Below are 14,430 nucleotides of genomic sequence, written 5' to 3' on the forward strand. Positions count from 1 at the left end.
GCGGCTTTTCCAATGACGACTTCCGTCAGTGGGAGATGACCATCCGCGGTCCGGGCGACATCCTGCTCGCTGGGGGCGGAGTCATTCCCGAGCCCGGCATCTGGGCGATGATGATCGCCGGGTTCGGTCTCGTCGGCGCGGGTCTCCGCCGCCGTCGCGTGGTCGTCGCGGCCTGAGTCCTTTCCTGCGCCCGCCCGGTGCCGGACGCGGGCGTCAGCGGGGAATGTCGTCGGGCGACCGCCCCGGCCGGGCCCGCCACCGCGAACAGCGCAAGGCCCAAGGCGTCTGCCCGGAGCAGCGCCCGCCAGCGGCTGAGGGCGAGATGGGCCGTGAAGAGATGGCCGCCGACACGGCGACGCACAGCATCAGATAGGCCGGCTCCCGCACGCAGAAGACCGGGAGCCTGAGCTGCAGATCGCGAAGGGTTCCGCCGCCGATCCAGTCGAGGCCAGCCGACGACGGAGATGGCCAGCACGAACGGCATGCCCTCCCATGGCACACCGACCGCCTGAGGCAGCAAGGTGCCACGCTGGCCGGGCATGCCGCGCTCTGGCCGGTCATCGGGTCCGGGCCGGCCCTTCCGGGGGACCGGGGACCTAGGGCGCGGCGCGCACCTCGAGCGGCAGGCCAAGCGCCCGGAGCTGCGGCTCCACCACCTTCGCGTCGCCCACCACCACCCACTGGAGCCGCGCCGGATCGAGGAGGGTGGCCGCCGCGCGCGTCACTGCCGCCTGGTCAAGCGCGCGGTAGCGGGCAGGAAGCTGCGCATAATAGTCGTCAGGCCGGCCGAGCACCGCCATGGTCTCGAGCGCGCCGAGCACGGCGCCCGAGGTCTCGAACTCGCCCGGAAGCGCGTAGACGTTGGAGTTGATGGCGCGCGCGAGATCCTCGGGCCGCACCGGCTCGGGTCCTGCAAAGGCCTGGACATTGCGGATCAGCGCGGCGATCGAGTCCCCGGTTCGGTCGGCCTGGACGGGTGCGAGGATCCGGAAGGCCATCTGGCCGACGACGGGCGCGACGGCCGAGCGCACGCCGTAGCTCCAGCCCTTGGCCTCCCGGAGGTCCATGTTGAGGCGCGAGGTGAAGCTGCCGCCCAGCGTCTCGTTGGCAAGCGCAAGGTCGAGCCGGTCGTCGCGGCCGGTCACTGGCAGCGGCTGGCCGGCCGCGATGAACGCCTGCGGCGAGTTCGGCCGGTCGAGGAGGAGGATGCGCGGCGCCTCCGGCTGCCGGAGGGGGGCTTCCGGCACCGCGCCGGCGGGCACGGGCGGCGCCTGCCAGTCGCCGAAGGCGCGCTCGAGCTCGGGAAGAAGCGCGTCGAGCGTGGTGTCGCCCACCACGAAGAGGGTCATGCGGTCGGGCCGCACGAAGCGGGCGTGCCAGTCGAGGAGATCCTCGCGCGTTGCGGCCCTGAGCCCCTCTGCCGTGCCGAGTCCGGAGGCGGGAAGCGCGTAAGGGTGGCCGGGGCCGTAGACGAGGGGCGCGAGCGCCCGGCCGGCCAGCGCGCCGGGGTTGGCTTCTTCCTGCGCGAGCGCCGCAAGCCGGATGGCACGCAGCCGCTCGACCTCGGCCGGGGCGAAGGCCGGGTTGCGGATGATGTCGGCCATGAGGGCAAGCGAGGGGCGAAGGTTCGGGACGAGCGCGGAGAGGACGACGCGCGTGCGGTCCGCACCCGAGCCCACGGCGATGCGGGCGCCGAGCCGCTCCTCGGCCTCGACGATCTCGCGCCCGGTGAGGTGCGTCGTGCCCTCGCGCAGCAGCGCCAGCATGAGGCCCGCGGTGCCCGGCCGGTCGGCTCTGTCGGCGGCGTTGCCGGCCGCGAAGCTCGCCATCACCTCGACGACGGGCACGGCGTCGCGCCGCGCGAAGACCACGGGAATGCCGTTGGAAAGCCGCGCGCGCGCGATCGCGGGAAACGCAAGGCCCTCGCGCCGCTCGACCGGCGGCAGCTTCGCCCGGTCGGGCGTGGCCGCGCTCGCCCCGGGCGCGTCGGCCGCGGCCGGCGGCACGCCGGACTCGCCGACAAGGGCCAGCTCGCGCGCCCCACGCTCGCCGGGAAGGGTGGCGAGGCGGAAGCCGGGCGAGGCCATGTAGCGCCTTGCTGCCGCGCGCACCCGCGCGGGCGTGGCAGTGGCGAGCTCCTCGAGGCGCCTGCGGTAGAAGCCCGGGTCGTCGGCGTAAAGCGCACCCTCGGCCAGAGCCACCGCCTTGCCGCCGAAGCCGCCGACCTGCTCGAGCCCGCGGATCCGCCCGGCAACCGCGACGGTTGCCACCCGCCGCACCTCGTCGGCCGTCGGCCCCTCGCGGCGGAAGGCGGCGAGAAGCTCCTCGACCCTGGCTTCGACGACCGCCGGGTCCACGCCAGGCTTCACGTCCACGCCGATGACCAGCATGGAGGCAAGGCGGAAGGGCAGCACGCTGCCCGACACTCCGACCGCGAGCTGGCGGTCGCGCACGAGGTCGTTGTAGAGGCGCGACGACGGGCCGCCTGCGAGCACGGCGGCTGCGACCGCAAGGTCAGTGGACGCCGGGTCGAGGAGGCCCGGCGCGGTCCAGGCAAACAGCAGCCGGGCGTTGGGCACCCGGTCGCGGATGATGTCGCGCCCGTTCGCGGGCGGGGGAAGCGGCGCTGCGGGCCGCACCGGCTCGGGCCCGCGCGGGATCGCCCCAAACCAGCGCGTCACCTTCTCGCGGGCGGTTGCCGCATCGATGTCCCCGGCAAGGACGAGGACGGCGTTGTTGGGGCCGTAGTGCTGGCGGAACCAGGCGCGCACGTCCTCGAGGCTTGCCGCGTCGAGGTCGGCCATCGAGCCGATGGTCGAGTGACGATAGGGGTGGCCCGGCGGGAACAGGCCCTCGGCAAGCGCGTAGAAGGTCAGGCCATAGGGCTGGTTGTCGCCCTGGCGCTTCTCGTTCTGGACCACCCCGCGCTGGTTGTCGAGCTTGGCCTGGGTGACGGCGGGAAGCAGGTTCCCCATGCGGTCGGCCTCGAGGAAGAGCGCGAGGTCGAGCGCGCCGGTCGGCACGTTCTGGAAGTAGTTGGTGCGGTCGTACCAGGTGGTGCCGTTGTAGCTGGTGGCCCCCACGTCCTCGAGCGGCTCGAAGAACTCGCCGTCCCAGTTGCCCGAGCCGTTGAACATGAGGTGCTCGAAGAGGTGGGCGAAGCCGGTCTTGCCCTTCGGCTCGTCGGCCGAGCCCACGCCATACCAGACCGAGACGGCCACCATCGGCGTCTTTCGGTCGGTGTGCACGATGACGCGAAGGCCGTTGGGCAAGGTGAACTGCTCGTAGGGAATGTCCACCCGGCGGACGAGCTCGGCGAGCGGCGCCGGCGCATCGGCAGCAGGGCCGGCGGCAGATGCCGCGGCCCGCGTTCGGGCTTCGGCAGAGGGCGCGAGGCCGGCGGCGACGAGCACGGCGGCAAGCACGGCGAGGCAGAAGGGGCGGCACATCGGGAGTCTCTCCAGTGGGGGCGTCAGGCTTCGGGCCGCGGCGGGCCAGCGTAGCGCTTCTCGAGGAACCGGCCCTCCACCTCGAGCGCTTCGAGGCGCTCCTGGGCAAGACGGTGGTTGAGGCGCTCGAGCTCGGCGCCGACGAGGCGCAGCCCCTCGCGCAGGTGGAGCGAGGCCTCGGGGTCGCGCGCGCGGACGCCTGCCGGCACGGCCTCCCAGGTCTCGATGAGGCGCGGGAGGTGGTCGGCCATGAGCCGCCGCGCCTCGGCCACCTCGGGGCGTTCGGGCGGAAGCGCGGCAAGCTCGGGCCCGAGCGTGTCGAGCTGGTAGAGGATCCGGTCCAGCTCGCGCCGCGCCGGCGCGGGAAGGAGCGGCCGCTTCCCATCGAGCCACTGGTCGAGCCGGGGGGCGAGGTCGCGCGCGGCCACGCCCTCGAAGCGGGGCCGCTCCTCGGGGCCGGGGCTGCCCGGAAGGCGGACGACGACGAGCGTCGCGAACAGCATGAGGAGCGGGACGATGAGGAGGCCCCAGAAGCCGAGCGGCATGACGAGGCCCGAGAAGGCGAAGGCGCCGATCACGATGGCGACCCAGCTGCCCACCACCCATAGCAGCTTGTTGACGATGCGCCGCACCTTCCGGCGCCGGCGCACGCGGCGGACCTCGCGCGACTCCGAGCGCGCGCGCACGCCCTCGAGGAGGAGTTCCGCCTTGAGGAGCGCCTGCTCCGACTCGCGCGCGGTTGCAGGAGGGCGGCCGGGCACGTCAGCCCTTCAGCGGCTCGAACGGCGACTCGGCGCCCTGGGCCGCCCCTTCCGCCCGGGCGATGTAGCCGCGCGACTTCTCCACCTCGTCGGTGAGCGCGTCCACCGTCTGCTTCATCGAGGCCAGCGCCTGCATCTTGAACTGGTCGATCGAATCCATGGTGGCGTAGATGTTGGCGAAGGCCTGCTTCAGCGTCTCGAGCGGGATGGTGGACGAGGCCGCCTGCTTGTGGATCTCGCCCGTCTGGGTGCGGAGCATCGTGCCGGTGGCGTCGATGACGTTCGCCGTCGTCTGGTTGAGGGCGGTGATCTGGTCGAGCACCAGCTTCTGGTTGGTGAGCGCCTGGGCGACGGTGACGGCGGTGCGCAGGGCGGCCACCGTGGTTGTCGAGGCGCGGTCCACGCCCTTCACCAGCTCCTGGTTGTTCTTCTTGACGAGGTCGAGCGCGAGATAGCCCTGCACCGTGACCGCCATCTGGGTCAGGAGATCGGTGGTGCGCTGGCGGGTGTAGAAGAGCGCGGATTCGCGGATGGCCCGGGCCTTCTCCGGGTCGGTCGCCTCAAGCTCCATGGCCTTCGCCTCGAGTTTCGCATCGAGCGTCTTCGAGACGTGGATCATCTGCTCGAGCTTGCCCATCGTCTCCCAGAGCTTGCGCCGCTCGACGTCGATCGCGGCGTTGTCGCGCAGAAGCTCGTCCTTGCCGCTCGCAAGCCGGTCGAGGATGGCGGCGATGTGGCTCTGCGCCGACCGGTAGCTGTCGAAATAGGCCCGCGCCTTGCTGCCGAAGGGGATGATGCCGAAGAGCCTGCGCGGCGCAAGCAGCGAGCCGCGCTTCGCCGGGTCGAGATCCTCGACCGTGCGGCGGAGCTCGGAGAGATCCGCGCCGATCCTGGTCTCCCGGTCCATCGCCTTCACCGGCCGGTCGAGGAAGCGGTTCGAATGGCCGGCGGCCTCGGCGATCTGGGCGCGGCCGAGACTGGCAATCGCATCCACGCGCTTGCCGAACTCGGGGCTGTTGGCGTCCTGGGCGACGAGGTCGGCGACGAATTCGTCGACCTTGGCCTCGAGCTTCGTCTTCTCCGCATCCGAAAGGGGCACGAGCCCTGCGGCCTTCTCGGGCTCGACGGTCATCACCGGTGGCGGGGCCTCGAGCGTGAGCCTGGTCTCGGTCGTCATCCGTTCGTCCCCTTGGCAGGCGCCGCCTCTCGGGGCTCCATGTGGCCCTTGCCGGCGTGTCCGCAAGGGGCGGTCCCGGCGCGCTGCGGCAGGCACAGCGACCGCTCGAGAAAGGCGAGGATGGTCGTCCACATGTGGGTGGCAAGCGCCGGCTCGCGGATGGCGTGGGTCTGGCCGGGGTAGACCATGGTCTCGAATGGCCGGCCCGCTGCCTGGAGCGCGGCCATGAGCTTTGCCGAATGGTCGAAGACCACGTTGTCGTCGGCAAGGCCGTGGAGGAGAAGGAGCGGGCGCGCAAGGCGTGCGGCATCCGGCACGATCGCGCTCGCGTCATAGGGGGCAGGGTCGCGCGCGGGGTTCCCGAGGTAGCGCTCGGTGTAGTGGGTGTCGTAGAGCCGCCAGTCGGTGACCGGCGCGCCCGCCACTCCGGCCGCGAAGGCCTCCGGCGCCTTCGTCATCAGCCTGAGCGCCATGTAGCCGCCGTAGGACCAGCCGTAGACCGCCACCCGGTCCGGGTCGACGAAGGGCTGCTGCCTGAGCCAGGCGAGCCCCGCGAGCTGGTCCTCCACCTCGACCGTGCCGAGCCGCCGGTGGATGGGGAATTCGAAGGCCGTCCCGCGGTTGGCGCTGCCGCGGTTGTCGATCTGGAAGACGACGAAGCCGCGGCGCACGAGATACTGGTGGAGCATCGCGCCCCACTGCCGCCGCACCCGCTGCACGCCGGGGCCGCCGTAGACCTCGAGAAAGACCGGCGCCCGCGCGCCCGCAGCAAGGCCGGGCGGCACCAGCATCATCCAGTGCAAGAGCTGCCCGTCGGCAGCCTTGAGGGTGCCGAAGCGCGGCAGCACATGGGCCTCGGCATAGGGGGCGTAGGGCGTGTCCTCGAGCCGGTTCTCGGCGATCCAGAAGCGGCGCACGCCTTCGCGGTCCACGAGCGAGACCTGCGGCGGCTGCGCCGGCGACGAGGCGGTCACCAGCGCAACCGTGCCGCGCTCGTCCATCACCGCCTCGGCCGACATGCCGGCGGGCGAGATCCGGCGGGGCCGGCCGCGCCCGTCGAGCCTGACGGCATAGAGCGCCTTCTCGAGCGGCGTCTCGAAGAAGCCCGTCACGAAGGCGAGGCCGGCTCCCTCGTCGACGGCGAGGAGCTCGTCCACCACGTGCGGCCCGCGGGTGATCTGCACCAGCCGCCGGCCGTCGAAGCGGTAGAGATGCGAGAAGCCGTCGCGCTCGGAGGTCCAGAGGAAGCCGCCGTCGCGCAGGAGCTTCAGGTTGTCGTGGAGGTTGGTCCAGGCCGTCGCGGTCTCGGAGAGGATGCGGCGGCTCCGGCCGGTGGCGGCGTCCACGTCCAGCAGGTCGATCCGGCTCTGGTCGCGCGGCTGCGTCTGGACGAGGAGGCGCGAGGGCGACGCCCAGGTCACCCGGGCGAGGTAGATGTCGGGGTCCGGCCCGAGGTCGACCATCACGGGCGCGCCCCCGTCGAGCGCGCGGATCTCGAGCGACACCCGGGCGTTGGCCGTGCCGGCGAAGGGGTAGCGCTGCGCGGTCACGCGCGTGCCGTCGGAGCCGATCGCCGCCCTGACGGCCGTGGCGACGGCGCGCTCGTCCACCCGGGTCACGGCGAGGCGCGCGGAATCGGGGGACCACCACTGCCCCGTCATCCGCTTCATTTCCTCCTGGGCCACGAACTCGGCCTGGCCGTAGAAGACCGGCCCCTCCCCCTCCGTCGTGACGGCGCGCTCGCTGCCGGTCGCGATCTCGGTCACGAAGAGGTTGGCCCCGCGCGCGTAGGAGACGAAGCGTCCGTCGGGCGAGAGCTTCGCGTCCACCTCGCTCTCCTCCGAGCGGGTGAGGCGGCGGGCCGGGCCGTCAAGCGGCTGGAGCCAGAGGTCGCCGTCGAGCGGGACGAGAAGGGCGCGGCCGTCGGGCGCCCAGCGATACTCGACGATGCCGCGCGCACTCGCGAGGCGCGCACGCTCGCGCCGCTGGAGCTCGGCCTCGGAGAGGCTCGCGGGCGCGGGCGAGAGCGCCAGGCTGTCGACCGCGAGACGCTCGGCGCCGGTTGACACCTCGCGCACCCAGAGGTCGGACCTGAGCGGGTCCTCGGCGCGGGGCTTGAGGTAGGCGACATGCCGCCCGTCGGGCGAGAGGGTGAGAGCGCGGGGCACGGTGCCGGAGAGCGGCGGGCTTGCGAACACCCGCTCGAGCGGGAGGTCGCGCGCGGTCGTGGCATTCCCCATCAGCATTGCCCCCACGAGAAGCCCGAGTGCCTGCCGCATCCCTTCCCCTTCGCGCGCGCCCGGGCCGGATGCGCCCGGCCATCCGCGGCTCTTGTGACGCCTCGTGCGGGTCTCGGCAACCGCCGTGCCGCATCGGGCCGCGCCACCGAAGGGGCGTTTGGCACGTGCCGCGCGAGGCTTGCGCTGCCCGGCCGCCGCTGCTAGGCGCCCGGCGCTACCCGAGGCGGGGCGTGCCCCGCGCTCCCCTGACGTGCGGTCGTGGCGGAACTGGTAGACGCGCAGCGTTGAGGTCGCTGTGGCCGAAAGGCCGTGGAAGTTCGAGTCTTCTCGACCGCACCATCCATCGACGGGTTGCGAGGCGCCCTGCGCGCGGGCGGGATGGCAGGGGGCAACGCAGCTATTCGGCCGCGCGGGCGCGGGCGAGAAGGGGCGCGAGGTAGCGCGCGGTGTGGCTCCGCGGCTCGCCGAGAAGCGCCTCGGGCGTTCCCGCCGCCACGAGCTCGCCGCCGCCCGAGCCACCCTCGGGGCCGAGGTCAAGGATCCAGTCCGCCGTCTTGATGACGTCGAGGTTGTGCTCGATGACGACCACGGTGTTGCCCTGGTCGACAAGGGCGTGGAGCACCTCGAGGAGCTTGCGCACATCCTCGAAGTGGAGCCCCGTCGTCGGCTCGTCGAGGATGTAGAGGGTGCGCCCCGTCGCCCGGCGGGAGAGCTCCTTGGCCAGCTTCACCCGCTGCGCCTCGCCACCGGACAAGGTCGTCGCCTGCTGGCCGACGTGGATGTAGCCGAGACCCACCTCGGCGAGCACGCGCAGGCGATCGCGGATCGGCGGCACCGCCTCGAACAGTCGCACCGCGTCCTCGACCGTCATGTCGAGCACGTCGGCGATGGAATGACCCCTGAAGGTGACCTCGAGCGTCTCGCGGTTGTAGCGCCGGCCCCGGCACACTTCGCACTGGACGTAGACGTCGGGCAGGAAGTGCATCTCGATCCGGACGACGCCGTCGCCCTGGCAGGCCTCGCAGCGGCCGCCCTTCACGTTGAAGCTGAAGCGTCCCGCCTTGTAGCCGCGCGCCCGGGCCTCGGGGAGCTGCGCGAACCAGTCGCGGATGTGAGTGAAGGCCCCGGTGTAGGTGGCGGGGTTCGAGCGCGGGGTGCGGCCGATGGGGGACTGGTCGATGTCGACCACCTTGTCGAGGAACGCGAGGCCCTCGATGCCGTCGTGCGCGCCGACGGGCGTGCGCGCGCCGTTGAGGGCGCGGGCGGCGGCAGGCCAGAGCGTGTCGATGACGAGCGAGGACTTGCCCGAGCCCGAGACTCCGGTCACGCAGGTGAAGGTGCCGAGCGGGATCTCGACGGTCACCCCCTTCAGGTTGTTGGCCCGTGCGCCGCGCAGCACGAGCCGCTGGCCGTTGCCCGGGCGGCGCCGGGGAGGCACGGCAATGGCACGGCGGCCGGCCAGATAGTCCCCGGTGAGGCTTCGCGGGTTGGCCACGATCTCGGCCACCGTGCCTTCGGCCACCACCTCGCCGCCGTGCCGGCCGGCCCCGGGGCCCATGTCGACGATGTGGTCGGCAGCGCGGATGGCATCCTCGTCGTGCTCCACCACGATCACGGTGTTGCCGAGGTCGCGCAGGCGCTTCAGCGTTTCGAGCAGACGGTCGTTGTCGCGCTGGTGGAGGCCGATCGAGGGCTCGTCGAGCACGTAGAGCACGCCCGTCAGCCCCGAGCCGATCTGCGAGGCAAGCCGAATGCGCTGGCTCTCCCCGCCCGAGAGCGTGCCGGAGGCGCGGTCGAGCCCGAGGTAGCCAAGGCCGACGCTGACGAGAAAGCCGAGCCGTTCGTTGATTTCCTTCAGGATCCGCTCGGCAATGGCGTTCTGCCGGGCGGTCAGCCGATGGGGAAGGGCGCGGAACCAGTCGGCTGCCTGGGCGACCGAGCGGCGCGTCGCCGCGCTGATGTCCTCGCCGGCCACCTTGACGCAGAGCGCCTCGGGCCGGAGCCGCGCGCCGCCGCACGCCTCGCAGGGCGCTGCCGACTGGTAGCGGGCCAGCTCCTCGCGCATCCATGTCGACTCGGTCTCGCGGAAGCGGCGGTCGAGGTTCGCCAGCACCCCTTCGAACGGCTTTTCCACCTCGTAGCGCCTGCGGCCATCCTCGAAGACGAGGGGGATGGCCCTGCCGCCGGTGCCGTGGAGGATGGCGTGGCGCGTCGCCTCGGGCAGCTGCGCCCACGGCGTGGCGAGCGAGCCGCCATAGGCGCGCACGAGAGAGGCCAGCACCTGCATGTAGTAGGGCGAGGGCGGCGACGACTTCGCCCAGGGGACGACGGCCCCATCCTCGAGGCTGATGAGGGGGTTTGGCACGACGAGGTCGGGATCGAAGAACAGCTTCTCGCCAAGGCCGTTGCAGCTGGGGCAAGCCCCCTGCGGCGCGTTGAAGGAGAAGAGGCGCGGCTCGATCTCGGGCAGCGTGAAGCCGGAGACGGGGCAGGCGAATGTCGCGGAGAAGAGCAGGCTCTCGCCCGAGTCGACGAGGTCGACCGTCGCGAGGCCATCGGCCAGCCTGAGCGCGGTCTCGAAGCTCTCGGCCAGCCGCTGGGCAAGCCCCTCGCGCACCACGAGCCGGTCCACCACCACGTCGATGTCGTGCTTCAGCTTGCGGTCGAGCGCGGGGGCCTCGTCGATCTCGACGATGGCGCCGTCGATGCGGACCCGCTGGAAGCCCGCCTTCTTCCACTCCGCGAGCTCCTTCCGGTACTCGCCCTTGCGGCCGCGCACCACGGGGGCGAGCAGCAGGAGGCGGGTGCCCTCGGGCAGCGCCATGACGCGGTCGACCATCTGCGAGACGGTCTGCGCCTCGATGGGCAGGCCGGTTGCGGGCGAGTGCGGCACGCCGACCCGCGCCCAGAGCAGGCGCATGTAGTCGTAGATCTCGGTGACCGTCGCAACGGTTGAGCGCGGGTTGCGGCTGGTGGTCTTCTGCTCGATGGAGATGGCCGGCGAGAGGCCCTCGATGTGGTCGACATCGGGCTTCTGCATGAGCTCGAGGAACTGGCGGGCGTAGGCCGAGAGGCTCTCGACATAGCGCCGCTGGCCCTCGGCGTAGATGGTGTCGAAGGCGAGGCTCGACTTGCCCGAGCCGGACAGGCCCGTGATGACGACGAGCCGGTCGCGCGGCAGGTCGACGTCGATGCCCTTCAGGTTGTGCTCGCGCGCGCCACGCACGCGGATGTGCGTCAGCATCGGGCGCGCACCGGAAGGAAGGGGGTTCGACTCATGGCCGCCTGCGTTCCATCGCCGTTTCCGATTAGGGGGACGGAGGCAGGATGCGCCAGCCCGCCGGCAAAGGCCAGCGGCTACCGGTGACGCAGGCGCGGATGACGGAGCCGGTGCCGCCGGGCGCGACAGGCCCGGCGGCCGGAGCCGCTCAGGCGGCGAGGGCGTCGCGGCGGCGACGGAGCGCGCCGCCCACCAGGCCGAAGCCGGCGATCAGCATCGCCCAGGTCGCGGGCTCGGGGATGACTCCCGCCGCGCCGATCTGGATCTTGTCGAAGGCGCCGGCCTCGTAGGCGATGGGATTGAAGAACGTGCCGCCATCGGTGCGGACCTGCAGGCGCACCTCGTCGAAGGTGGCGCCGGAGAAGCCGTACCAGACCCCGCCGCCCAGGTACACCGGGACAGCGCCGGCAACGCCGGTCGCGATCGAAACGCCGCCCAACAGCACATCATAGTAGAGGACGGGCGAACCGCCGAACCAGCCGCTCCCGGCGAGGAACTGGACCGCATCGACGGGCCCGCCGAAGGTGAGCCTGGTGTAGCCATTGCTGCCGCCATCGGGATACCAGCTCTGGTTGCCCTCGAGGACGGGGCCGGTGAACCAGATGCTGCCCGGAGTCCCCACATAGGTCGCGGTGATTCCATCCTCGGTGTAGCCCGAGGCGCCGGGATAGCCGACGCTCGGTGCAGCGAGCTCGAAGGTGTTGGTGGCCGTGACCGTGCCGATGAACGGCGCGGTGTGGACGGTGAGCGCATGGGCCGAGGTGGCCGCGGCGACGAGCGCGACGGCGGCAAGCAATCTCCGCATCTTCTGTTCCCCTGTTTGCGGTGGCACTTCGCCAGCGGCAGAAAAGGTTATGACGGTGCCGGCGCCCAGTCAAGTTTTATTCACGCGCGTTAAGGATGAGGGTGGACAGGATCTTGCCGACCGTCGCCGGGCGGGGCCCCGTCGCGCGCGTCCGCCCTCAGGCGAAGACCACGGTGCGGCCGTTGTCGAGGAAGATCCGCTGCTCGGCGTGCCACTTGACCGCGCGGGAGAGCACGCTCGCTTCCGTCTCGCGGCCAAGCGCGGCCATCTCGGCAGCGGTCGTCTCGTGCGTCACCCGGCGGATGTCCTGCTCGATGATCGGGCCCTCGTCGAGCGCCTCGGTCACATAGTGGGCGGTTGCGCCGATGAGCTTCACGCCCCGGGCATGGGCCTGCTGGTAGGGCCGGGCGCCCCTGAAGCTCGGCAGGAAGCTGTGGTGGATGTTGATGCAGCGGCCGGCGAGCCGGGCAGCAAGACCGGGCGAAAGCACCTGCATGTAGCGGGCGAGCACGAGGAGTTCGGCGCCCGTCTCCGCCATCAGCGCCTCGAGCGCGGCCTCCTGCGCGGCCCGTGTCTCGGCCGTCACGGCGAGATGGTGGAAGGGAAGCCCATGCCACTCCGTCACGGCGCGGAGATCCGGGTGGTTCGAGACCACCCCGGTGATGCGGATGGGGAGCTGGCCGATCCGGGTCTTGTGGAGAAGGTCGAGGAGGCAGTGGTCGGCCTTCGAGACCGCGACCAGAACCGGCAGCTTCGCGGCCTGGTCGGCCAGCGTGAAGGCAAGCCCGAGCGAGTGCACGAATGGTGCGAGGAGGAGGGGAAGCCGCGGTGCTGCGTCCGCGGTTCCGGCAAGTTCCATCCGGACGAAGAAGATGCCCGTCTCGGGGTCGCCCCACAGGCGCGCCTCGCGGATGTCCCAGCCGTCGGCGGCGAGCGCGGGGGCGACCTCGGCGAGGATTCCGGGGCGGTCCGGGCAGGTGAAGCGGAGGATGCGGCGGGCGGCGGCCATGGCACCGGCCATGCCCGCGCCGGGCGCAGGGGGGCACGGGCATTTCCGCGAGGATTGCCGCGCCGATTGCCGCGCAGCGCGGGCCGCACTCTCCGGCGGAAGGAGGCGCGCAGCCCCGCTGCACCCGCTCAGGCGGCGAGCGCCTCGCGGCGGCGACGGAGCGCGCCGCCCACCAGGCCGAAGCCGGCAACGAGCAGCGCCCAGGTGCCGGGCTCGGGGATGACTCCCGCCGCGCCGATCTGGATCATGTCGAACGCGCCGGCCTCGTAGGCGACCGGGTCGAACGCCGCGCCGCCGTCGTTGCGGACCTGGAGACGGACCTCGTCGAAGGTGGCGCCCGAGAACCCGTACCAGAAGCCGCTGGAGCCGAACACCGCCCCCCCCCGGCGATGCCGGTGCCGATGGAGACGCCGCCGAGGAGCACGTCATAGAAGAGGAAAGGCGCGGGATCGAACCAGGCGTATCCGCTGCCGACGAGGAACTGGACGGCGCTGACCGGCCCGCCGAAGGTGAGCCGCGTGTAGCCATAGCCGCCGCCGTCCGGATACCAGGTCCTCGCGCCGTTCAACGGGAAGCCGAAGGTGATCGTGCCGGGGCGCCCCACATAGGTGGCGGTGATGCCCTGCTCGGTATAGCCCGCCGTGCCGTCGTAGCAGCAGCCGGCAGGAGCGGCTTCGAAAGCGTTGGTGGCGGTCACCACCCCGATGAACGGGGCGGTGTGGACGGTGAGCGCATGGGCCGAGCTGGCCCCGGCGACGAGCGCGATGGCAGCGAGTGATCCTGCAAGCGGTTTCATGAGCCCCCCGATCGATGCCGCCCCTTCGGCATCAAGTATCAACGGTATTGGCACAACTCCGGCGAGTCAAGTTTCGGCGGGTCCATGCAAGGGCATGGCGTTGACCGCCGCGCGGGTGGCCCGGTCGGTCCGCGTGCCGCGCGCATTTGCCCGCCAGAGCTGCTAAAGGCCTTCCATGCGCCGGATACTGGCCCTGCTCCTCGTCGCGGCCTGTGCCGCGCCGGAGGCAGGCCCGGCGCCGGAGGTGCGGATGGTGGAGGCGGTCCACGGCTACGCCCGGCTCATCGGACCGGGAGAGGCAGACGATGCGCGCGTGCTCGCCGCGCTCGCTGCCGTGCCGCGCGCCGCGTTCGTGCCGGGCGCGTGGCGCCACGCGGCAGATGAGGACCGGGCGCTTCCCATCGCCCATGGCCAGACGATCAGCCAGCCGACCATCGTCGCGCTGATGACACACCTCCTCGCCCTGAAGCCCGGGGGCAGGGTGCTCGAGGTCGGCACCGGCTCGGGCTACCAGGCGGCCGTCCTCGCGGAAATGGGCGCGCGCGTGTTCTCGATCGAGATCATCCCCGAGCTTGCCGCCGAGGCGGCCGAGCGGCTGGAGCGGCTCGGCTATGGCACGGTTGCGGTCCGCACCGGCGATGGCGGCCTCGGCTGGCCGGAGGAGGCGCCGTTCGACGCCATCATCGTGACGGCCGCTGCCCCCCGGGTGCCGCCGGCGCTCGTCGAGCAACTGAAGCCGGGCGGGCGGATGGTCGTCCCGGTCGGGCCGGAGGGCGGGATCCAGCGGCTCATCCTCGTCACCCGGGCGGAGGATGGAGCGGTCTCCGAACGGACCGTGACGGACGTGCGCTTCGTACCGCTGACAGGCGCGGAAGCCAATGCCGGCTGACCCTCTCGGCTTGCGCAGGAGACC

At 72.0% G+C, this 14,430-nt stretch carries 8 protein-coding genes, 1 tRNA gene and 2 pseudogenes; 3 read left to right on the plus strand and 8 right to left on the minus strand.

Going from position 1 to position 14,430, the window contains the following annotated elements; genetic code table 11:
* Positions 1-74: 74 nt before the first annotated feature.
* Positions 75-176, plus strand: a pseudogene (locus H3H34_RS14115) (PEPxxWA-CTERM sorting domain-containing protein); the annotation flags it as partial.
* Positions 177-596: 420 nt separating this feature from the next.
* Here H3H34_RS14115 and H3H34_RS06905 read toward each other — a convergent pair.
* The 4 genes from H3H34_RS06905 to H3H34_RS06920 are packed head-to-tail and all read right to left on the minus strand — an operon-like array spanning position 597 to position 7,666.
* Positions 597-3,449 (minus strand): M16 family metallopeptidase, encoded by a 2,853-nt coding sequence (locus H3H34_RS06905; RefSeq protein WP_194744534.1) that lies wholly within the window; start codon positions 3,447-3,449, stop codon positions 597-599.
* A 23-nt stretch (positions 3,450-3,472) separates the two neighbouring features.
* Complete coding sequence (locus H3H34_RS06910) at positions 3,473-4,210, minus strand: hypothetical protein (protein WP_194744535.1); 738 nt, start codon at positions 4,208-4,210, stop codon at positions 3,473-3,475.
* 1 nt (position 4,211) lies between these two features.
* Complete coding sequence (locus tag H3H34_RS06915) at positions 4,212-5,387, minus strand: toxic anion resistance protein (protein WP_194744536.1); 1,176 nt, start codon at positions 5,385-5,387, stop codon at positions 4,212-4,214.
* Positions 5,384-7,666 carry a S9 family peptidase gene (locus H3H34_RS06920; protein ID WP_194744537.1) on the minus strand — a complete coding sequence of 761 codons (2,283 nt, stop codon included), beginning with the start codon at positions 7,664-7,666 and terminating at the stop codon, positions 5,384-5,386. Before H3H34_RS06920 ends, H3H34_RS06915 begins: the two co-directional genes overlap by 4 nt.
* Positions 7,667-7,879: 213 nt before the next feature.
* On the opposite strand from H3H34_RS06920, the gene H3H34_RS06925 reads away from it, so the two are divergent.
* Positions 7,880-7,966, plus strand: a tRNA-Leu gene (locus tag H3H34_RS06925).
* Between the two features lie 58 nt (positions 7,967-8,024).
* Here the strand turns inward: H3H34_RS06925 and uvrA are convergent.
* From uvrA to H3H34_RS14120, 4 genes and pseudogenes are all read right to left on the minus strand, one after another.
* Positions 8,025-10,871, minus strand: a complete 2,847-nt coding sequence (gene uvrA / locus H3H34_RS06930; RefSeq protein ID WP_194744538.1) for an excinuclease ABC subunit UvrA — start codon at positions 10,869-10,871, stop codon at positions 8,025-8,027.
* 184 nt (positions 10,872-11,055) lie between these two features.
* Positions 11,056-11,712: a PEPxxWA-CTERM sorting domain-containing protein gene (locus tag H3H34_RS13575; RefSeq protein ID WP_194744539.1), complete on the minus strand. Its 657-nt coding sequence runs from the start codon at positions 11,710-11,712 to the stop codon at positions 11,056-11,058.
* A 157-nt stretch (positions 11,713-11,869) separates the two neighbouring features.
* Complete coding sequence (purU, locus tag H3H34_RS06940) at positions 11,870-12,733, minus strand: formyltetrahydrofolate deformylase (protein ID WP_235945465.1); 864 nt, start codon at positions 12,731-12,733, stop codon at positions 11,870-11,872.
* 116 nt (positions 12,734-12,849) lie between these two features.
* Positions 12,850-12,948 (minus strand): annotated as a pseudogene (locus H3H34_RS14120) (PEPxxWA-CTERM sorting domain-containing protein); the annotation flags it as partial.
* A gap of 744 nt (positions 12,949-13,692) precedes the next feature.
* Here H3H34_RS14120 and H3H34_RS06950 point away from each other — a divergent pair.
* Positions 13,693-14,406, plus strand: a complete 714-nt coding sequence (locus H3H34_RS06950; RefSeq protein ID WP_194744540.1) for a protein-L-isoaspartate(D-aspartate) O-methyltransferase — start codon at positions 13,693-13,695, stop codon at positions 14,404-14,406.
* Positions 14,407-14,430: the final 24 nt, after the last annotated feature.

Source organism: Thermaurantiacus tibetensis, assembly GCF_015354055.1.
GTDB classification, from domain to species: domain Bacteria; phylum Pseudomonadota; class Alphaproteobacteria; order Sphingomonadales; family Sphingomonadaceae; genus Thermaurantiacus; species Thermaurantiacus tibetensis.